Source organism: Duganella sp. Dugasp78 (assembly GCF_059491455.1).
The window spans coordinates 284,198-302,625 of sequence record NZ_CP168506.1 but is presented as its reverse complement, the minus strand read 5'-3'; the positions used below and the strand labels follow the sequence as shown (position 1 = coordinate 302,625).

General features: G+C 66.2%; 20 protein-coding genes. 10 read left to right on the top strand and 10 right to left on the bottom strand.

All coding sequences use genetic code 11. The annotated features are described in order from the left end of the window. Positions 1–4: 4 nt before the first annotated feature. From ACEN9O_RS01380 to ACEN9O_RS01340, 9 genes are all read right to left on the bottom strand, one after another. Positions 5–1,306 carry an MFS transporter gene (locus ACEN9O_RS01380; protein WP_495615878.1) on the bottom strand — a complete coding sequence of 434 codons (1,302 nt, stop codon included), beginning with the start codon at positions 1,304–1,306 and terminating at the stop codon, positions 5–7. Between the two features lie 96 nt (positions 1,307–1,402). Continuing rightward, positions 1,403–2,899: a beta-N-acetylhexosaminidase gene (gene nagZ, locus ACEN9O_RS01375; RefSeq protein WP_495615877.1), complete on the bottom strand. Its 1,497-nt coding sequence runs from the start codon at positions 2,897–2,899 to the stop codon at positions 1,403–1,405. Next, a complete protein-coding gene (locus ACEN9O_RS01370) occupies positions 2,896–3,702 on the bottom strand; it encodes a carbohydrate ABC transporter permease (RefSeq protein WP_495615876.1) in 807 nt (268 codons plus the stop codon). Before ACEN9O_RS01370 ends, nagZ begins: the two co-directional genes overlap by 4 nt. Continuing rightward, the gene (locus ACEN9O_RS01365) at positions 3,699–4,550 is read right to left on the bottom strand and encodes a carbohydrate ABC transporter permease (RefSeq protein ID WP_495615875.1); all 852 of its coding nucleotides are present in this window, start codon (positions 4,548–4,550) and stop codon (positions 3,699–3,701) included. Before ACEN9O_RS01365 ends, ACEN9O_RS01370 begins: the two co-directional genes overlap by 4 nt. Positions 4,551–4,680: 130 nt before the next feature. Continuing rightward, the gene (locus tag ACEN9O_RS01360; protein WP_495615874.1) at positions 4,681–5,895 is read right to left on the bottom strand and encodes an ABC transporter substrate-binding protein; all 1,215 of its coding nucleotides are present in this window, start codon (positions 5,893–5,895) and stop codon (positions 4,681–4,683) included. A 127-nt stretch (positions 5,896–6,022) separates the two neighbouring features. Next, positions 6,023–7,036, bottom strand: a complete 1,014-nt coding sequence (locus ACEN9O_RS01355) for an SIS domain-containing protein (RefSeq protein ID WP_495615873.1) — start codon at positions 7,034–7,036, stop codon at positions 6,023–6,025. 5 nt (positions 7,037–7,041) lie between these two features. Beyond that, positions 7,042–8,139, bottom strand: coding sequence for an N-acetylglucosamine-6-phosphate deacetylase (gene nagA, locus ACEN9O_RS01350; RefSeq protein WP_495615872.1), 1,098 nt, complete (start codon positions 8,137–8,139; stop codon positions 7,042–7,044). Next, a complete protein-coding gene (locus tag ACEN9O_RS01345; RefSeq protein ID WP_495615871.1) occupies positions 8,136–8,870 on the bottom strand; it encodes a GntR family transcriptional regulator in 735 nt (244 codons plus the stop codon). The genes nagA and ACEN9O_RS01345 overlap by 4 nt, the downstream gene beginning before the upstream one ends. Before the next feature lie 4 nt (positions 8,871–8,874). After that, positions 8,875–9,744 (bottom strand): glucosamine kinase nucleotide-binding domain-containing protein, encoded by an 870-nt coding sequence (locus ACEN9O_RS01340; RefSeq protein WP_495615870.1) that lies wholly within the window; start codon positions 9,742–9,744, stop codon positions 8,875–8,877. Positions 9,745–10,020: 276 nt separating this feature from the next. Here ACEN9O_RS01340 and ACEN9O_RS01335 point away from each other — a divergent pair, with 276 nt between their 5' ends. Then, positions 10,021–10,290, top strand: a complete 270-nt coding sequence (locus ACEN9O_RS01335; protein WP_495615869.1) for a hypothetical protein — start codon at positions 10,021–10,023, stop codon at positions 10,288–10,290. 121 nt (positions 10,291–10,411) lie between these two features. On the opposite strand, the gene ACEN9O_RS01330 is transcribed toward ACEN9O_RS01335, so the two are convergent. Then, the gene (locus ACEN9O_RS01330) at positions 10,412–11,755 is read right to left on the bottom strand and encodes a GIN domain-containing protein (protein ID WP_495615868.1); all 1,344 of its coding nucleotides are present in this window, start codon (positions 11,753–11,755) and stop codon (positions 10,412–10,414) included. Positions 11,756–11,971: 216 nt separating this feature from the next. Here ACEN9O_RS01330 and ACEN9O_RS01325 point away from each other — a divergent pair, with 216 nt between their 5' ends. From ACEN9O_RS01325 to bufB, 9 genes are all read left to right on the top strand, one after another. Then, positions 11,972–12,157, top strand: coding sequence for a hypothetical protein (locus ACEN9O_RS01325; RefSeq protein WP_117015534.1), 186 nt, complete (start codon positions 11,972–11,974; stop codon positions 12,155–12,157). After that, the gene (locus ACEN9O_RS01320; RefSeq protein WP_495615867.1) at positions 12,157–12,672 is read left to right on the top strand and encodes a hypothetical protein; all 516 of its coding nucleotides are present in this window, start codon (positions 12,157–12,159) and stop codon (positions 12,670–12,672) included. Before ACEN9O_RS01325 ends, ACEN9O_RS01320 begins: the two co-directional genes overlap by 1 nt. Before the next feature lie 18 nt (positions 12,673–12,690). Next, positions 12,691–14,388, top strand: a complete 1,698-nt coding sequence (locus ACEN9O_RS01315) for an AAA family ATPase (RefSeq protein ID WP_495615866.1) — start codon at positions 12,691–12,693, stop codon at positions 14,386–14,388. A 1-nt stretch (position 14,389) separates the two neighbouring features. Further along, positions 14,390–15,040 carry a general secretion pathway protein GspB gene (locus ACEN9O_RS01310; RefSeq protein ID WP_495615865.1) on the top strand — a complete coding sequence of 217 codons (651 nt, stop codon included), beginning with the start codon at positions 14,390–14,392 and terminating at the stop codon, positions 15,038–15,040. A gap of 69 nt (positions 15,041–15,109) precedes the next feature. Further along, a complete protein-coding gene (locus ACEN9O_RS01305) occupies positions 15,110–15,304 on the top strand; it encodes a hypothetical protein (protein WP_495615864.1) in 195 nt (64 codons plus the stop codon). A 70-nt stretch (positions 15,305–15,374) separates the two neighbouring features. After that, the gene (gene mobB, locus ACEN9O_RS01300) at positions 15,375–15,920 is read left to right on the top strand and encodes a molybdopterin-guanine dinucleotide biosynthesis protein B (RefSeq protein WP_495615863.1); all 546 of its coding nucleotides are present in this window, start codon (positions 15,375–15,377) and stop codon (positions 15,918–15,920) included. Positions 15,921–15,973: 53 nt separating this feature from the next. Then, positions 15,974–16,174: a YjfB family protein gene (locus tag ACEN9O_RS01295; protein WP_161093236.1), complete on the top strand. Its 201-nt coding sequence runs from the start codon at positions 15,974–15,976 to the stop codon at positions 16,172–16,174. Between the two features lie 301 nt (positions 16,175–16,475). Continuing rightward, positions 16,476–16,748: a BufA1 family periplasmic bufferin-type metallophore gene (locus tag ACEN9O_RS01290; protein WP_020705445.1), complete on the top strand. Its 273-nt coding sequence runs from the start codon at positions 16,476–16,478 to the stop codon at positions 16,746–16,748. Between the two features lie 23 nt (positions 16,749–16,771). Further along, positions 16,772–18,424, top strand: a complete 1,653-nt coding sequence (bufB, locus tag ACEN9O_RS01285) for an MNIO family bufferin maturase (protein ID WP_495615862.1) — start codon at positions 16,772–16,774, stop codon at positions 18,422–18,424. The last annotated feature ends 4 nt before the right edge of the window (positions 18,425–18,428 follow it).

Below are 18,428 nucleotides of genomic sequence, written 5' to 3'. Positions count from 1 at the left end.
CCGCTTAACCCGCGCGCATGGCTTGCGGCGCCGGCTCTTCCTCTGCCTGCGGGCGCGCCGTCATCGGAATGATCTGCGACAGCACCGCCACCGGGATCGCGCACAGCATCACCCACACGAAGAAGTGCTGGTAACCCAGCGACAGCTGGATGTCGCCGCTGAACAGTTTGAACAGCACAAAGCCCAGCTGCATGATGCCGGTCGAGAAGGCGTAGTGCGCGGTCTGGTATTTGCCTGGTGCGACCACCTGCATCATGTACAGGATCAGGCCGACGAAGCCGAAGCCGTAGCCGAACATCTCCACGCTGAGCGCCACGCCGATCACCGACAGCTCGGTGGGCTGGAACACTGACAGCAGGTAGAACGCGACGTTGGGCAGGTTGACCGCGAGGATCAGCCACAGGATGGCGCGCTTGAGGCTGAGCCACGAGGTGAAGTAGCCGCCGGCGATGCTGCCCACCACGAAGGCCACGGTGCCGACGGTGCCGTACACGGCGCCCACTTCGGCGGTGGTCAGCCCCAGGCCGCCGAGGTTGCGCGCCTCGCGCAGGAACAGCGGGCCGATCGACTGCACCTGCGCCTCGCCGGCGCGGAACAGGATGATGAACACGATCGAGACCCAGATGCCGGGCTTCTTGAAAAACTCGACGATCACTTCCCACAGCGTGCGGGCGATGGCGCCGGCGTTGGTGTCGGCCGTGACGGCGTTCTTCGCGGTCGGCAGCGCCCAGCTGTTGTACAGGCCCAGCGCCACCATGATGACCGCCAGGATGCAGAAGCTGATGGTCCATGCCGGCACCACGCCCAGCGTCTTCTCGAAGTGGCCGGCCAGCAGCAGCAGGCCGCCGGTGGTCAAGAACTTGCCGGCGTTGAAGAAGGTGCCCGTCCAGCCGGCGTATTGGGCCTGGCCTTTTTCATCGAGGCTGGCGATGTACAAGCCGTCGCACGAGATGTCGTGCGTGGCCGATGAAATGCCGACCAGCGCAAGCATCGCCATGCAGGCCGCGAACCAGAACGGCGCGTGCAGCGCCAGCGCCACGCCGCCCAGGCACAAGCCGCCGAAGATCTGGAAGCCGACCACCACCAGCTTCTTGCTGCTGGCCAGTTCCATGAAGGGGCTCCACAGCGGCTTGAGCACCCAGGCGAAGCCGATCAAGCTGGTCCAGTGATTGAGCTCGTCGTTGGGCACGCCCATGCTCTTCAACATCTGGTTGGCGACGATGGCCACCGCGAAGTACGGCAGGCCCTGCGCCAGGTACAGGCTGGGGACCCAAAATCTCGGGTCGCGTATTTTGTTGTTGTCCATATTACTTCCTCCCCGTTGCCCGTCGTTCCCGCGAAAGCGGGAATCCATACTCAGCATGGGTTCCCGCTTTCGCGGGAACGACGGTGATCGTTGTACTTACTTGTCGAAGCCGGGCACCGGTGCGTTGCCGGTCGCTTCCAGTTCGCCGCACAGCCAGCCGTTGACCGCGTCCAGCGCCGGCTGGGCGAAGCCGTAGGTCATCAGCGATGGCGACTGGATGTCCAGCGCCTGGTACGGATTCCACAAGGCCAGGTGCAGGTCCGGCTTCCACGTCGCGCGGGCGTGCTCGCCGTAGCGCAGGCGCGAGGTCGAGGCCAGGATCGTGTAGCGGCCATCCTGCGGCAGCGCGCTCCAGTCGAAGGTGTCGGCGTCGGCGAAGGTGACCAGTTCGACGTCGTACAGCCGGCGCAGCGACGCGGCCACGCCTTCGGCCGGCACGCCGGCTTCGGACACGCCGTCGCTGACCACGTCCTGGCGCACCACCAGCCGCACCCGCGCGCCCTTGGCCGGGCGGGTGGGCGCGCCATAGGCGGTCAGGCTGCGGCGCCAGCCCTCGGCCATCACCACGCGGTCGGCGGCGTCTTCCTTGTAGGAGCGCGGCTTGCATGGATAGGCCAGCGCCAGCGATGCCAGGCGGTCCAGGCGCAGCTTGATCTCGTCCATGGACAGCTCGCCCGATGCGATGGCGGCGGCGATGGAGTCCAGCGTTTCGTTCTGCGTTTCGGTGGTACCCAGCGCCATCACCATGTCGGCGCCGGCGGTCAGCGCGCGCACGGCGGCGTTGCCCACGCCGTAGCGGCCGGCGATGGCGTGCATGTCCATGCCGTCGGTGATGACCACGCCCTTGTACTGCCATTCCTCGCGCAGCAGGCCGGTGAGGATGCGGCGCGACATCGTGGCCGGATTGTCCGGGTCCAGCGTCGGGTAGACGATGTGCGCGGTCATCATGGCCGGGGCGGCGCCGGAGGCGATGCGGAATGGTGCCAGCTCCATGCGGTCCAGTTCCTCGACCGGCTTGTTCACGGTCGGCAGGTCGCGGTGCGAGTCGACGTTGGTGTCGCCGTGGCCGGGGAAGTGCTTGACGCAGCAGGACACGCCTTCCGCATGACTGCCGGCCATCCACGCCATCGCCAGTTCGGCGGCGCGTTGCGGCTCGGCGCCGAAGGAGCGCTCGGCGATCACCGGGTTGTGCGGGTTGTTGTTCAGGTCCAGCACCGGCGCGAAGTTCCAGTTGAAGCCCAGCGCCTTGACCGCGCGCGCCACGGCGGCGCCGGTGCGGTAGGCCAGGTCGGTGTCGTTGGCCGCGCCCAGGCCCATCGCGGCCGGCGGCGCCGGCACCCAGGTCGAGCGCACCACGGCGCCGCCTTCCTGGTCGATGCCGATCAGCGATTCCGGGCCCATGACGGCGCGCAGGTCGGCGGTCAGCTTGGCCAGTTGTTCGGAGTCGGTCATGTTCCCGCGGAACAGGCAGACGGCGCGGATGCCGTTGGCCTTGATGAAGTCCGCGGTGGCGGCATCGAGCACGGTGCCGGGGAAGCGGATCATGATCAGCTGGCCGGCGATTTTTCTGAGGTCGTTTTGGGTTGGGGTCATTTCACAGCTCCGTCCATGCCACGCATGAAGAATCGTTGAGTAAAGAGGAAGGCTGCCAGCGTGGGCAGGATGGTCAATATGGTGCCGGCGGCGATCACGCGCGTGCTGCTGCCGAAGGTGCCGCGCAAATACAGCACGCCCACCGACAGCGGGAATTCGTCGGGCTTGCTCATCACGATGGATGGCCAGATGTATTCGTTCCAGGCCTCGACCGCCGTCAGGATGCCGACCGTGGCCAGCCACGGCGCGATCAGCGGCAGCATGATCTTGCTGAAGATGGTCCATTCGGAGGCACCGTCGACGCGCGCGGCGTCGATCAGGTCCTGCGGCACTTCCTCGAAGGCTTGCTTGAGCAGCAGGATGGCGACCGCCGTGACGACGTTGGGCAGGATCACGCCGGTGTAGGTGTCGACCAAGCTCAGTTTCGTCACGGTGATGAAGTTGACCAGGAAGTTCACTTCCGAAGGCAGCACCAGCGTGGCGAGGATCAGGCCGAACACCAGCTTGCGTCCCTTGAAGTGCATGCGCGCCAGCGGGTAGGCGGCTGCGGAGCACAGTGCCAGCTTCCAGAACACGGTGCAGGCGGCGATGAAGACCGAGTTGCGGAAGAAGGACCAGATAGGAATCGCCTTGAACACTTCGATGAAGTTATCGAACGACGGCTGCTTCGGCCAGAAGGTCGGCGGAAAGGCGAAGATGTTGCCCTCGGTGGAGATGGCTGTCACCAGCGTCCACCAGAACGGGAACACGCAGACCACCGCGATCGCGCAAAGCAGCAGATAGTGGGCTAGGGTCTTCATCATCGGTGCTTCGGCTTTATGTAGCGCAGGCAGAGCAGGGCGATGCCGATGCAGAAGATGGACATGACGAAGCTGGCGGCCAATGCGCGCGGCAGCTTCAGGTGCTTGAGGCCCTGGTCGTAGGCGTAATACAGGCCGGTGAAGGTGGAGTTCATCGGGCCGCCCTGGGTCAGCACGTCCACTTCCTGGTAGGCCTTCAACGCGGCCAGCACGGACAGGATGGTGCAGACCATGATGGTGGGGCGCAGCATCGGCACGGTGATCCGCCAGAAACGCTGCCAGCGGTTGGCGCCATCGAGGATGGCGGCTTCCTGCATGTCGGCGGGGACGGCTTGCAGCGCGGCCAGGTACATCACCATGTACCAGCCCAGGCCGCGCCACAGCGTGACGAACATGATGGCGAACAGCGCCAGGCTGTCGTTGGAGAGCCAGCCGACTGGTGCGCCGACCAGTCGCATCGTCATCAGCACGTAATTGAGCGCGCCCTGCTCGTGGAACATGAAGCCCCACATGATGCCGACCACCGATACCGTGGTCACCACCGGCACGTAGAAGGCGGCGCGGAAGTAGCGGATGCCGGGCAGCTGGTTGTTGACCAGTACCGCGAGACTGAGCGCGCCGATCTGCACGAAGGGCACCATCAGCAGGAAGATCAGCGAGTTTTTCAGGCCGGTGACGAACATCTCGTTGTCGAAGATGTAGCGGAAGTTGTCCAGGCCGACCCAGTGCGTTTCGCGTATCAGGCTGTAGTCGGTGAAGGCCAGTAGGGAGCCATAGGCCACGGGCCAGAACGAGAACACCGCTAGCAGCGCCAGCGCGGGGGCGAGGAACAGCCAGGCGGTGAGGTTCACGCGTCGCGAGCCGTCAGCCCCGTCAGCGCCGTCATTCCCGCGCACGCGGGAATCCATAGAACCTATCCGCTCAGGCTCAGCATGGGTTCCCGCCTGCGCGGGAACGACGGCGGTGGGGGCGCGTTCCATATCAGTGGCTCCGCTGCGCGGTGAGTTTCCTGTTCCAGATCGTCACCGCCTGGTCCAGCGCCTGCTTCACGTCCTGCTTGCCGGTGACGCCGGCTTCGACGGCCTTCACCAGATAGCGGCGCAGTTCGTCGTAGTCGGTGATGCCGGCCACGTACAGCGTGTGCGAATGCGGCATCGACACGGCGCCCGCAGATACGGCCTTCTCGGCCGCGCCGGCGCCCGGCGGCACGGTCCTGAAGAAGGGATCGTTGGCCGCCTGCGCCATCGCCGGATACACGCTGGCCTGCCTGGCGAAGGCCAGCTGGTTGGCGTCGTTGGTCAGGTAGCGCGCGAACTTGCCGACCGCCGGCAGCAGCTTGGCGTCGACGTTCTTCGGCACGGCGAAGTGGATCAGCCAACCGCCGTCGGCGATGCCGGTGGGACCCAGCGGCGCGGGGGCGACGTCGGTGATGGCGTAGATGTCCTTGGCGTCGCTCTGGATGCGCTTGACGGCAGTTGGCGGCGCCAGCAGCATGCCGAGACGGCCGCCCTTGTAGGCGTCGATCGCGGCGGGGAAGTTATCTTCGGCGAACAGCGCGTCCTTCAGCAGGCCGCCGGCCTTGTAGGTCTCGGCGAGCTTGTTGATCAGCGCGATGTGGGCGGGCGAGTTGAATACGGCCTTGCCATCCTTGATGACGGCCAGCCCCTGCTGCATCATCAGGCCGTCGATCTTGGACAGCGCGGGGCACAGGCCGGCCTTGCCGGTGCGGGCGGCGATCTGGCGCGCGAACAGCAGCTGCTCGTCGAGATCGCGCGGCGCGTGTGCGATGCCGGCGGCTTTGAAAATCTGGGTGTTGTAGGCGATGACGGCGACGTTGCTGTACATCGGGAAGCCGTAGGTTTTTCCGCCGAAGGTCAGGTCCTGCAGTGTGCTGGGTAGGTAGCGCGGACGGGTGTCGCCGAGCAGGTCGTCGACTGGCGTGAGCAAACCGTCGCGGGCGAATTCGTCGGCCCAGGGCACGTTCAGGTTGACCAGCGCGGGCGGGGTGCCGGCGACGATGCGCGTCACCAGCTTGGTCTGGATGACGTCCCACGGGAAGTCGACCCATTCCACTTTTACTCCCGGATTGCCGGCTTCGTAGTTTTTCACCAGCGTCTCGAAATAGGGAGTGAATTTGGGCTTCATGCTGAAGGTCCAGAATTCGATTTTCTCGGGCGCCGCGAGGGCGACGGACATGGCCATCGCCGCCGTCATTCCGCATCGGCGGACCGCCGCGAAGGCGGGAATCCATGCTGAGCGTGCACGCCGCTTCAGTATGGATTCCCGCGTGCGCGGGAATGACGGGGTTACTGGCAGCATTGCTTTAATTGGTCTTGGTGACTTTGCTCAGGTGGCGCGGCGCATCCGGGTCCATGCCGCGCGCCGCCGACAGCTGGGCCGCCATCACGTAGAAGGCCTGGATCGCCACGATAGGATCCAGGTCCGGCGTCACCGCCACTGGCAACGTCAGATCGCGCTCGGCGACGTCGGCCGGCGCGGCCAGCAGCACGCGCGCGCCACGGCCGCGCATCTCGGTCGCCAGTTGCAGCAGGCTCGCTTGCGTCGGGCCACGGGTGGCGAAGATCACCAGCGGATAGCCTTCTTCGATCAGCGCCATCGGGCCGTGCTTGATCTCGGCGCCGCTGAAGGCCTCAGCCTGCAGGGCCGACGTCTCCTTGAATTTCAGGGAAGCCTCCAGCGCCACCGGGAAGCTGATGCCGCGGCCCACCACCATGATGTTGCGGGCCGGCGCCAGCACTTCGATGGCCGAGGTCCAGTCTTCCTGGGCCGCTGCGCGCAGCGAATCGGGCAGGGCTTCCAGGCCGGCCAGCAGCTCGGGGTCGTTCTGCCATGCGGCGACCAGACGGGCTCCGGCCACCATGCTGGTGATGAAGCTCTTGGTGGCGGCCACGCTCTGCTCTTTGCCGGCGCGCAGCGGGATCGCCCATTCGGCGGCGTGCGCCAGCGGCGAGTCGATGTCGTTGACCAGCGCGATGGTGGTGGCGCCGCCGTCGCGGAAGTAGCGGATCGGCTCGACCACGTCCGGGCTTTGCCCCGACTGCGAGATCGAGATGGCCAGCGTGTCACGGGTGATCAGCGGCGATTTGTTCAGCGTCACCAGCGACATCGGCAGCGAGGCCACCACGCGGCCCAGGCGCGCCATGATCAGGTAGGCGGCGTAGGCGCAGGCGTGGTCGGAGCTGCCGCGTGCGATGGTCAGCGCGGTCGAGAAGGACGTGCTCCTCAATTTGCGGCCCAGCTCCGCGTAACGGTCTCCGTCGCTGGCCAGCTGCAGGGCGACGCAATCGGCGGCGGACAGGGCTTCTTTCAACATCATTGAGGTCACAACAATTCTCCTTCGATATAGACGGCTTTGAGATTCAGGTCACGGTCGAGCACCACAAAGTCGGCGTAGGCGCCGGGGGCCAGGCGGCCCCGCTCTTGCAGGCCGAGATAATCGGCCGCATACGTTGAGACCCGTGCCGAGGCGTCCGCCAGATCGAGGCCGAGTCCGACCAGGTTGCGCAGCGCCTGGTCCATGGTGAGGGTGCTGCCGGCCAGCGTGCCGTCGGGCAGGCGCACGCCGCCCATGCACTTCATGACGGTGTGGCGGCCCAACATGTACTCGCCGTCCGGCATGCCGGTGGCGGCGGTCGAATCGGTCACGCAGTACAGGTGCGGGATGCAGCGCAGCGCGGTGCGGATGGCGCCAGGGTGCACGTGCAGCAGGTCGGGAATGAATTCGGCGTACTGCGCATGGGCCAGCGCGGCGCCGACCATGCCGGGCTCGCGGTGATGCAGGCCGGTCATGGCGTTGAACAGGTGGGTGAAGCCGTGCGCGCCGTGCTCCAGCGCGGCCACGCCGTCCTCGTAGGTGCCGAGGGTGTGGCCGATCTGCACGCGCATGCCGGCGTCGGACAGTTCGCGCACCAGCGCCAGGTGGCCGCCGATTTCCGGCGCCACGGTGATCAGCTTGATCGGCGCGATCGCCTCCAGGCGCTCGACGTCGGCCAGCTTGGCGGAGCGCGCGTACGGCGGCTGCGCCCCCAGCTTGCCGGAGTTGATGAACGGGCCTTCCAGGTGCACACCCAGCACGCGCGCTTCGCCCTTGCCGCGTTGGGCGGCGGCCTTGCCGATGCCTTGCAGCGCCAGGTCGATGTCTTCCGGCGGCGCCGTCATGGTGGTGGCCAGCATGCTGGTGGTGCCGTGTCTGGCGTGGATGGCGGCGATGGTGTGGACGGCGTCGCCGCCCTCCATCACGTCCTTGCCGCCGCCGCCGTGCACGTGCAGGTCGATAAAGCCAGGCAGGATATAGGCGTCTGCGTTGTTGGACGGGTCGGTGCTGCTGCCGTGGATGGCGGCGATGCGGTCGCTGAAGGTGATCTCGCCGCGGACCCAGCCCGCCGACGTCAGGATATTGCCTTGGATTGCACTGCTCATCTGCGCGACTCCGCTACGAATTCATAATAATCACTGCGGCAATACGAGTGGGTCAGTTCCACCGCTGCGCCGCTGTCGAGATAACTGACGCGGGTGATGTGCAGCATGGCGGCACCCGCAGGTATGTTGGCCAGGCGCGCTTGCTCCACGCTGGCGTTGACGGCGCGGATATGCTGCAGCGCGCGCATCGGGATGGTGCCGTTGGCTTCCAGGTAGCCGTACAGCGAATCGATCACGCTGTGCGGGTTGGGCATGTACTGGGCCGGGATGGTGGTGGTTTCGATCGCCATCACCACGTCGTCGGCGGTGCGCAGGCGCTTCAGGCGCGCCACCGGCATGTTGGGCGACAGGCCGAGCGACAGCAGCTCCACCGGCGAGGCGATGCCGATGTCGCGCTGCAGCCAGCGCGAGCCGGCCGTGAAGCCGCGTTCGCGCAGCTCCTCGGAAAAGCTGGTCAGGCGGGACAGGGGCTGCTCCAGCTTGGGCGTGATGTAGGTGCCGGAGCCGCGCTTGCGGGTCAGCATGCCGCGCTCGCACAGCATGTCGATCGCCTTGCGGGCCGTCACGCGCGAGATGTGCAGCATGTCCGACAGCACGCGCTCGGACGGCAGTGCCTCGTTGGCGCGCCAGTCGCCGGCGGCGATCCCGTCGGACAGCTTGTTCGCCAGCTGCATGTAGAGCGGGGTGTCGCTGTCGGCATCGGGCTGGAAATCGCTCAACTGGGCTAGCACGGGCTTACTCCTTCAGGCGTTGTTGGATCAGCCGCAAGGCACCTGCTGCGGAATCGCCCTGCGGCGTGACGATTCGCTTCAATATCGAGGCCGGCAGGTAGGGGCGCAGGGGCGTAGCCAGTCCGCCGCACAGCGCGATCGGCAGCTGGCCGCCGGCGTCGAGCGCGTTGCCCATCAACTCCACCTGGCGTCCCGCCTCCAGCAGGATGGCGCGCGCGATGTCGTTCGATTCGCCGTGCTGCAGCACGATGCGCGCCAGTTGCGCGTAGCTGGTCTGGTTGGCCTTGGCCAGCCAGTTCTGCAGCGCGTCGCGGCCGTCGCCGCAGGCTTGCGCCAGGTCGGCGCTGAAGGCGTTGGCCGGCATGCGGCCGTCCAGCACCTGCTGCATGTGGTTGACGGCGCGCAGGCCGATCCAGGCGCCGCTGGCTTCGTCGCCGGCCGGGAAGCCCCAGCCGCCGACTTCGACGTGGACGCCGTCCGCGCGCTTGATCTCGCCGACGCTGCCGGTGCCCAGCGCGATGATGGCGCCCGGCTGGCCGCGGTGGGCGCCCAGCACGGTGGTGTGGCCGTCGGTTTCCAGCGCGACGCGGGCGTAGCCGGGATTGGCGGCGACGAATTCCGCCGCCCAGGCGCGGTTGTGCACGCCGGCCAGGCCGAGGCCGATGGCCACTTGTGCTTTGGCGGGGATGGGCAGTTCGGCGGCGCGGAAGGCCATGCCGGCCGCATCTTCGACGGCGGCCCAGGCGTTGGCGATGCCGTGGATCAGGCCGGACGGGCCGCTGACGCCTTCGGCCAATTCGAGGCCGTCGATGCGGGCCAGGCGCACCCTGGTGCCGGTGCCGCCGCCGTCTACGCCGATGAGAAATTCGATCATGATTATCCGAGAATGCTGTGCCGGGATCCCCCGTGTTGAGGGCACTATATGGTTGGCAAACCAGCTTGTCAACAGGTATTTAACTGGTATTATAAAATATTGAAGTGGACTGGCGTTGTTGACTTTGAATGGTTTTTTAAGTGTTTGTTTTTGTTGATTATTTCTGGAATTTTCGACAAGTGGTCGGGTGTCGTATTTGCATGCCACTTTGGTCTGGTTTTGGTAGGGGGAAGGGCGAGGGAGTACACTACGGCTTTAGTGCACTTTGAAAGCAAGATGATGAACGACTACTGGGACGACTGGCAGAAGGAAGCGTTGGCTGCCGGCGTAAAGGCGCCGCTGGCCAAGCTGGGGATGGAAGTGATGAAGGCGAACCGCAAGAATCGCTGGCCCAAGCATTTCCTGGGCCGCATGGAGGATGGGCCGATGATGCTGGCGATGTGTCTGGAAGAACCGGATGAGACGGAGCTGTTATTTGTCGAGAACCTCTATCCCTACGACGCCAAACTGATCGCCGCCACCAAGAAGCGCCTCTGCTTCGATTAAACCACGGGGGTCAAGTCTGACATTAACCACGGGGGTCAAGTCTGACATTCGGACACGAGCTCTTCCGTAATGCACGCTTACGGCAGAGCTCGTGTCCGAATGTCAGACTTGACCCCGTTTTTTAGTCGCGGCGGTTCATGCCTTTGCGGTCGTAGGTGACGGCTTTGTCGGCGACGTTGACTACCGCGTTGCCGGGACCGCTTACCTTGACGTCGGCTTGGCTGGTCCACAGCTGGCGGGCGTGCAGGCTGCCGGAACCGCTCAGCTGCGCGACCAGGGTGTCGGTCTTGCCTTCGAGCTTGACTTCGCCCGGTCCGTGCATGTTGAGCTTGACGTTCTTGCAGGCGGCGGTGGCGCTCAGGTCGCCTGAGCCGCTGAGCTCGGCGTCGAGCGCGTCGCTGACCTTGCTCAGGATGATGTTGCCGGGACCGCGGCTGCGCGTGACCGCGCGCGCCACCTGCAGCGATTGCCCCTCCAGGTCGCCCGATCCGCTCACTTCCGCGCTGAGCACGCCCACGCTGCCCGACAGGTTCATATTGCCCGGCCCGCTGAGCAGGGCGCGCGCGCTCGGCGCCTGCAGGCCGCGCACCGTCAGGTCGCCCGAGCCGTGCACTTCCGCTTCGAATTTCTTGATGGCGCCGGCCAGGCAGGCCTCGCCGGGGCCGTGCAGGATGGCGCTGGCCGCTTCGGTGTTGAGCGAGCACGCTTCCAGGTCGCCCGAGCCGGCCACTTCGGCGCGGATTTCCTTGCTCGAGCCCTGCAGCGACACCGAGCCCGGCCCGTGCATCGAGGCGTTGATCTTGTTCGCGTGCAGGTCGTTGAGGTCGAGGTCGCCCGAGCCGCTGACGGTCAGGTTGACATCCTGCGTCATGCCGCCGGCGTTGACGTCGCCGGGGCCGCTCATCATCAGGTTCAGGCTGGCCGCTTTCAGCGTGCGCAGGTCGAGGTCGCCGCTGCCGGAGGCGGTGACGGTCAGCTCGCGCACGCTGCCGCTGGCGTGCACGTCGCCCGGGCCTTCCGAGGTCAGGCTCAGTTGCTGGCCCTGGAACTGTTGCAGATCAACATCACCGCTGCCGGAGTTGCGAAGGCTTTTCAGGCCGGCCGCGCTGATGCGGATGGTCATCGGCGGCTTGTTGTCCTTGCCCCAGCTGAAGTTGAACACCCAGCCCTTGTTTTTGCGCGGCTGGCGCACGGTGAGGGTGTCGCCGCTGACCGAGGTTTCGATGTCGGCAAACTGGCGGCGCAGGCCGGACAGCTCGATGGCGTTGCCCGGCTGCGCCGTGACGATCACCTTGAACGGGCCGCTGATGGCCAGGTTGCTGAAGGCGGCGACGGTGCGGGTTTCGGTGCCGATGCTGTCGTCTGCTTTGCTATCCTGCTTGGTGTCGGCCAAGGCGGTGACGCTGGCCAGGGAGGCCAGCATCAGTGCGGAAACCAGCGCGGTGTGTTTGATCGTCTGCTTCATTTTTTATCTCGATTATCGGAAGTGGCGAGGATTGAACGATAAGACAAATGGCGCCGGCCGGCGCGCGGAATGGGACGGACGCGCGGAATGGGGGGATCAGCTGCAAAAAAACGGTGATGAACCGTCATTCAACTTCAGTGCGGCACGACCGTTAATGTCATAATGGACGTAAGGATGTATTGCCGGGGAACACCTGCGCAGATCAAAGGAGTGCACATGATCAGGTACATGGGGACCAAAAATACGGAAGATGGCTCGGTGCTGTATATTTTTTTGATTAACGGCTTGCAGAAGGAAATTCGGGAAAGCGCCTTGAAACAATATCCTGGCTGTTACGAAGCCCTTCCGGCCACCGCCAAGGCGCGCATCAGCGCCAACCGGTCCTGGCTGTCGAAATTATAATGCCGTCATTCCCGGGCATGTCGCGCGGCGTCCTGGCCGCCGTGCTGGTGGCGGTTTGCTGCGCCGCCGGCGCGCAGTCGGTGCCGACCACCTTCGGCACCATCGTCGGCAACGGCCTGCTGTGCCGCGACCAGACCGACAACCTGTACTACTACGACTACCTGCTCAAGGCCTTCGGCCCGGCGTACAAGCACGACGGCGGCGCCTACTGGTTCAAGACCGACGGCGCCAGCCTGTGGGGCACGCCGATTTCCGAGGTCATGGTCAGCGACGACACCAGCACCTATATCTTTGTCGGCGCCGTGGCCGAGGCCACGCCGGAGGCGCTGGAGCAGGCCATCATCACCCAGGTCGGCCTGCATTATGCGAGAATCGACAGCTCGGCCTATCCGGTGCGCGAGGCCAAGCCGGCCAGCCGCATCGTGTATTTCGATACCAAATCCAAGATTTACTGCGCCAAGTTCAAGCCCTTGCCGCCGGTGCAGCCGCCGCCGGTGCGCCAGCGCTTGAAGTAGCGCATCGCCAGGGTCTTCATGTACACGCATTTTTTTAATCTGAAGCAGTCGCCGTTTTCCATCGCGCCCGATCCCCGCTACCTGTTCATGAGCGAACGCCATCGCGAGGCGCTGGCGCATCTGCTGTACGGCGTCGGCAGCGGCGGCGGCTTCGTGCTGCTGACCGGCGAGATCGGCGCCGGCAAGACCACCGTGTGCCGCTGCTTCATGGAGCAGATCCCGGAGAACTGCAAGCTGGCCTATATCTTCAACCCCAAGCTGTCGGTGGAGGAGCTGCTGCTGTCGATCTGCGACGAGTTCGGCATCGCGCTGGCGCCGCCGGGCGCGGGGGCGGTCAGCGTCAAGGGCTATGTGGATGCGATCAATACCTATCTGCTGGCCAGCCATGCGCAGGGCCGCAACAACGTGCTGATCATCGACGAGGCGCAGAACCTGTCGGCGGAGGTGCTGGAGCAGCTGCGCCTGCTGACCAATCTGGAGACCAGCGAGCGCAAGCTGCTGCAGATCATTCTGATCGGCCAGCCGGAGCTGCGCGCGATGGTGGCGCGGCCGGAGCTGGAGCAGCTGGCGCAGCGGGTGATCGCCCGCTACCACCTGGGCTCGCTGAGCGAGGCGGAGACCGGCGCGTACATCGAGCACCGGCTGGCGGTGGCGGGCGCGGCGGCGATCGCGCCGTTTCCGCGTGGCCTGATGGGGCTGGTGCACAAGCTGGCCAAGGGCGTGCCGCGCCGTGTCAATCTGCTGTGCGACCGGGCGTTGCTGGGGGCGTATGTCGAGAACCAGGCGCAGGTGACGCGCACCATCCTGCGCAGGGCGGCGGCCGAGGTGTTTGCCCGGCCGGATGCTGTGATCGGCGGCGAGGGCGCGCGTGCGGGCGGCGCGCGCTGGCCGCTGGTGGCGGCCGGGGTGCTGGGCGGCGTGTTGTTGAGTGTGGTGGCATGGCAGTTGGCCGCGCATGATGCGAAGCCGGCTTTGCAGGGCGCGCAGGCGGCTTCGGTGGCGGCGCGCGTGACGCCGTCCAAGACGGCTGCGCCGGCGCCCGGGGCTGCGGCCGTGCCGGCAACAGCCGCTGCGTCGGCGTCTGCGCTGGTGCCGGTGGCTGCGCCGGTTGGTGGCAGCGCGCCGGCCTTGCGGCAGCTGGCGGCGATCTGGGGGCTGGCGTTGCCGGACGGCGAGCCTTGCCCGACGGCGGCGCGCCTGAATCTGCGCTGCTTGCAGGTCAAGGGCAGCGTCGCTGAGCTGCGTTTGCTGGATCGTCCGGCAATGCTGACCCTGCACGACGATCCCACCGCGCCCAACTATGTGCTGCTGACGGCGATGGATGAGCGCAGCGCGACCATCGCCGCGCCCGGCGGCAAGCCGCAAAGCATCAGCCTGGACGCGCTGGCGGCGCGCTTCGACGGCGAGTTCACGACGTTCTGGCGTGCGCCGCGCAGTTGGCGCGACGAGGTCTCCGGCGGCGATCACGGTCCCGATGTGGATTGGCTGGCGCGGCGGCTGGCGCAGATCTATGGCTTGAAAAAGCCGCAGGAGGATCAGCCGCTGAGCTCAGGCCTGCGCGCGCGCCTGACCGAGTTCCAGGCTGAACAACATCTCAAGGCCGACGGCGTGGCCGGTCCGAAAACTTTCATCCGGCTGTATCAGCTGGGCGGCGTGCAGGAGCCGCGCTTGCTGGCCCGCGCGGACGCCGGCGTCGACAGCGGAGCAGGGAAATAATATGTCTTATATTTTGGAAGCGTTGAAGAAGGCGCAGGCGGAACGTCAGCTGGGCAGTGCGCCGACGCTGCACGCGCCGACCCTGCATGCGGCGGACGGGGCGGCGACGGGCGGCGCCTTGAAGAAGATTATCGTGCTGTCGCTGCTGGCGATGGGCGTGGCGATCGTGGTGCTGCTGGTGCTGGTGCTGCGTCCCGCGCGGCAGCTGCAGCCGGCAGGCGCGGTGCCGGTCGCGCCCGTAGTCGCGCCCCCTGCGCCGGCAGTCGCGCCCTCCGCACCGGCGGCCAGTCCGCCGCTGGCGGCCGCCTTGCCGCCGCCGGTGGCGACGGTGACGCCGGTGCCGCGTGCGCAACCGGCGCCGGAGCCGGTCGAGGCGGCGCCTGCGGCCGATAAGTCCGCCAAGCCGGCGGTCGCGCAGGAAGAGCCGGTCCAGAACCTGCGCGACCTGCCGGAGCCGATACAGCGCGCTATCCCGCACATCACCGTCGGCGGCTACATTTACTCCAAGAATCCCGCCGACCGGCTGCTGTTAATCGACAAGATACTGCGTCACGAAGGCGAGGAGGTCGCCCCAGGCCTGATCCTGGACAAGCTGCAACCGCGCGAGGCGGTGTTCAACTTCAAGGGCTATCGCTACCGCATTCCGTATTGAAAGCTGTCACGCGCTCGTCATGTTGAAATGATATTTTCCTATCATTGATATTCATGCACGGGAAACACGATGAAATACCTGAAATTGCTGCCGCTGCTGATCGCCGCAGCCTTCTCCGTTCCGCGCGCCCACGCTGCCGGGCAGGCGCACCAAGTCCAGCAGGACACCGGCTATCCTGCCGCCGGCCTGATCAGCATCGGTTTGCTGCTGCTGGGCGCGGGCCGCACCCGCAGCGAACGTTTCAAGGCCTTGAACGAAGAGTAATCCGCCGCCGTCCCCGGTCCCATGTTGCTGCGTATAATGGCGGCAACAAGATGCTGTGGAGAGTCAGGCAATGCAGAGAGCAATTCCCGCGCGCGAGCGCACTGTGCTGGCGGTCACCGGGACCTCGGGCAGCGGCAAGACCACGCTGCTGGAGTTTCTCATCGCCGGACTGGCCGGGCAGGGGTTGAAAGTCAATGTCATCAAGCACAGCCACCACGACCTGGAGCTGGAGCCGCCGCACAAGGACAGCTCGCGGCTGCGCCGGGCCGGCGCGGCCGAGGTGATGGTGGCTTCGCCGTTCCGGGTGGCGATCGTGCGCGAACTGCGCGGCGCGCCCGAACCGTCGCTGGACGAGCAGCTGGCCCGGCTGGCGCCCGCCGACCTGACCCTGCTGGAAGGTTTCAAATCCTACCCGGTGGCCAAGCTGGAGGTGTATCGCGCCGCGACCGGCAAGCCGCCGTTGTATCCCGGCGACCCCTGCGTGATCGCGGTCGCCTCGGACCAGCCGGCGCCGGCGGACCTGCGGCCTGGCCTGGCCTGGCTGGACCTGAACCAGCCGCAGGCCGTGCTGGCCTGGCTGGGCGGCCATCTGAAAAAAGTTTCGGCAAACGCCTAAAGTTACGTCAGGAACGTCCGTAAAAGAAGTGATACGCCTTATTGGAGAATCACATGGACATTTCAGGCATTGCTCAAGTGGCAACCACAATCGCTGACACCGGCACCAAGCAGGCGGTCGGCGTCGCGGTATTGAAAAAAGCCCAGGATATCCAGGCGTCGAGCGCGGCTGCCCTGATCGAGGCGATTCCTCCGGTGCCATCGGCGCCGAATCTGCCTTCGCATCTCGGCAACACCATCAACACGACTGCCTGAACGGCATCGGCGCGGCCCGCCCGGCGCCGCGTGACCGCTCTGCGCGCCGGCCGGTGCGCGGCATGACGGGGCGCGCTTGCGCCCGCCGCATTCTCCCTCCCCCGCGTCTCCCGGTTTGAATTTAGTCAACAGAATGATGCGTGGACGCGTTATTGCTGGTACGCTGCAACTGCTGACGGACCTTGCGAAAAAAAATCTCAAAAAAAGTGTAAGGCCGTGGTGCTGTTTGCCGACTACCGTACAGTTGCAGACGATTTTCGTTGCACGTTGAACTTAACTTCCACCATTGAGGAGACTTACCATGAACAAACGTCAAGCCCTGATCGCCGCCGCCCTGGCAACCGTATGCGCCGCTTCCGTCGGCACCGCTTCCGCCGCTGCCGCGTCGGCCTCCGCTGAAAAAGAGAAGTGCTTCGGCATCGCCAAGGCTGGCCAGAACGATTGCGCCGCCGCCAATGGTGCGCACTCCTGCGCCGGCCAGTCGAAGACCGACAACGGCGCCGCCGAGTGGAAATACGTGGCCAAGGGCACCTGCGAAAAAGCCGGCGGCAAAACCGCAGCGCCAGCCAAGTAATCGCAGCAGCCGGTCGCGGAGCCATGTCCTTGCCAGGTCCAGCGCAGTCGTTGCCGGGCGTGGGCGTGGGGCTGAGGGCTCCGCATTACCGGCAGTTTGTCGAGCAGCGGCCCAGCGTCGCCTGGCTCGAGGTTCATACCGAAAATTATCTCGATCAAGCCGGCTGGGACTGGCACGTGTTGCAGCAACTGCGACGCGATTATCCGATCAGCCTGCATGGCGTCGGGCTCGGACTGGGCGCGGCGCGCGGCTTCTCCGAGCATCATCTCGAACGCGTGCGCAGCCTGGTGGACCGGGTGCAACCGGTGCTGGTGTCCGAACACCTGTGCTGGGGCGCCATCGGCGACCGCCAGCTCAACGACCTGTTGCCGCTGACCCTGGACCAGGCCGCGCTCGACCTGCTGTGCGCGCGCGTCAACCGCGTGCAGGACACGCTCAAGCGCCAGCTGCTGCTGGAAAACGTGTCGACCTATGTGCGCTTCCGCCAGGACGCCATGAGCGAGGCGGAATTCATGGCGGCGTTGGCGGCGCGCACCGGCTGCGGGCTGCTGCTGGACATTAACAATCTCTACGTCAATCAATGCAACCACGGCGAGGACGCGCTGGCCGCGCTGGCCGCGATCCGTCCCGGCATGGTGGGCGAGATGCATCTGGCCGGCCATCTGGTGACGCCGCAGGCGGTGATCGACCATCACGGCGACACGGTGGCCGAGCCGGTCTGGCACCTGTACCAGGCGGCCCTGCAGCGTTTCGGCGCGGTGCCGACGCTGATCGAGTGGGATACCGACATTCCCGAACTGAGCGTGCTGCTGGGCGAGGCGGAGAAGGCCGACCTGCTGCAGCGCCGCCACACTGCGCTGGCGCAGGCGGTGGCCGGGGCGCCGCGCGCGGCGGTGGCGATGGACGAGCAGGCGCCGGCGCTGGCCGCCAGCCAGCAGGTGTTCGCCGGCGCGCTGTTCGACGCGCGGCAGACGCCGGCGGCGCTGGCCTTGTTCAAAGGCGAGCACAACGAGCACCGCTACGCGCTGTATCGCGGCAATCTCAGCGCCACCTGGAGCAAGACGCTGGGCGCGGCCTATCCGGTGATCCAGATGCTGGTGGGCGAGGAATTCTTCGGCGGCCTGGCGCAGGCCTACGGCCGCGAGCATCCGTCCGACAGTGGCGACCTGAACCGCTTCGGCGCGCACTTCGCCGCCTTCCTGAGTACCTTCCCGCATGTGGCCGACCTGCCGTACCTGCCGGACATGGCGACGCTGGAGTGGACCTTGCACCGCGCCCATTACGCGCCGTCGGCCGAGGGCGTGACGGCGCAGCAGATGGCGGCGCTGACGCCGGAGCAGATCGAGACCGCGCGGCTGCAGCTGCATCCGGCCTGCACGCTGCTGGCGTCGGACTGGGCGACGGTGGCGCTGTGGCAGGCGCACCAGTCCGGCAGCGGCGTGGCCTTTCCGGACGAGCTGGCGACGCCGTGCCACGGCCTGGTCACGCGGCCGCGCTGGAAGACCCAGGTCCTGCCCTTGAGCGCGGCCAGCCACGCGGCGCTGTCGGTGCTGGCCGCGGGCGGCGAGCTGGGCGCGGCGCTCGATGCGGCGTTCGAGCTGGACGAGGACTACGATTTCGCCGCCAATTTGCAGCTATGGATAGATTTCGCCTTGATTGTCAGGATAGAGATCTGATGGC

Coding starts and splice junctions, on each gene's coding strand:
- ACEN9O_RS01290 (WP_020705445.1), top strand. CDS start 16,476: ATGAACAAACGTCAAGCCCTGATCGCCGCCGCCCTGGCAACCGTATGC.
- ACEN9O_RS01305 (WP_495615864.1), top strand. CDS start 15,110: ATGAAATACCTGAAATTGCTGCCGCTGCTGATCGCCGCAGCCTTCTCC.
- nagZ (WP_495615877.1), bottom strand. CDS start 2,899: ATGACCCCAACCCAAAACGACCTCAGAAAAATCGCCGGCCAGCTGATC.
- mobB (WP_495615863.1), top strand. CDS start 15,375: ATGCAGAGAGCAATTCCCGCGCGCGAGCGCACTGTGCTGGCGGTCACC.
- ACEN9O_RS01340 (WP_495615870.1), bottom strand. CDS start 9,744: ATGATCGAATTTCTCATCGGCGTAGACGGCGGCGGCACCGGCACCAGG.
- ACEN9O_RS01370 (WP_495615876.1), bottom strand. CDS start 3,702: ATGATGAAGACCCTAGCCCACTATCTGCTGCTTTGCGCGATCGCGGTG.
- ACEN9O_RS01310 (WP_495615865.1), top strand. CDS start 14,390: ATGTCTTATATTTTGGAAGCGTTGAAGAAGGCGCAGGCGGAACGTCAG.
- ACEN9O_RS01335 (WP_495615869.1), top strand. CDS start 10,021: ATGATGAACGACTACTGGGACGACTGGCAGAAGGAAGCGTTGGCTGCC.
- ACEN9O_RS01355 (WP_495615873.1), bottom strand. CDS start 7,036: ATGATGTTGAAAGAAGCCCTGTCCGCCGCCGATTGCGTCGCCCTGCAG.
- nagA (WP_495615872.1), bottom strand. CDS start 8,139: ATGAGCAGTGCAATCCAAGGCAATATCCTGACGTCGGCGGGCTGGGTC.
- ACEN9O_RS01360 (WP_495615874.1), bottom strand. CDS start 5,895: ATGTCCGTCGCCCTCGCGGCGCCCGAGAAAATCGAATTCTGGACCTTC.
- ACEN9O_RS01320 (WP_495615867.1), top strand. CDS start 12,157: ATGCCGTCATTCCCGGGCATGTCGCGCGGCGTCCTGGCCGCCGTGCTG.
- ACEN9O_RS01315 (WP_495615866.1), top strand. CDS start 12,691: ATGTACACGCATTTTTTTAATCTGAAGCAGTCGCCGTTTTCCATCGCG.
- bufB (WP_495615862.1), top strand. CDS start 16,772: ATGTCCTTGCCAGGTCCAGCGCAGTCGTTGCCGGGCGTGGGCGTGGGG.
- ACEN9O_RS01295 (WP_161093236.1), top strand. CDS start 15,974: ATGGACATTTCAGGCATTGCTCAAGTGGCAACCACAATCGCTGACACC.
- ACEN9O_RS01330 (WP_495615868.1), bottom strand. CDS start 11,755: ATGAAGCAGACGATCAAACACACCGCGCTGGTTTCCGCACTGATGCTG.
- ACEN9O_RS01325 (WP_117015534.1), top strand. CDS start 11,972: ATGATCAGGTACATGGGGACCAAAAATACGGAAGATGGCTCGGTGCTG.
- ACEN9O_RS01380 (WP_495615878.1), bottom strand. CDS start 1,306: ATGGACAACAACAAAATACGCGACCCGAGATTTTGGGTCCCCAGCCTG.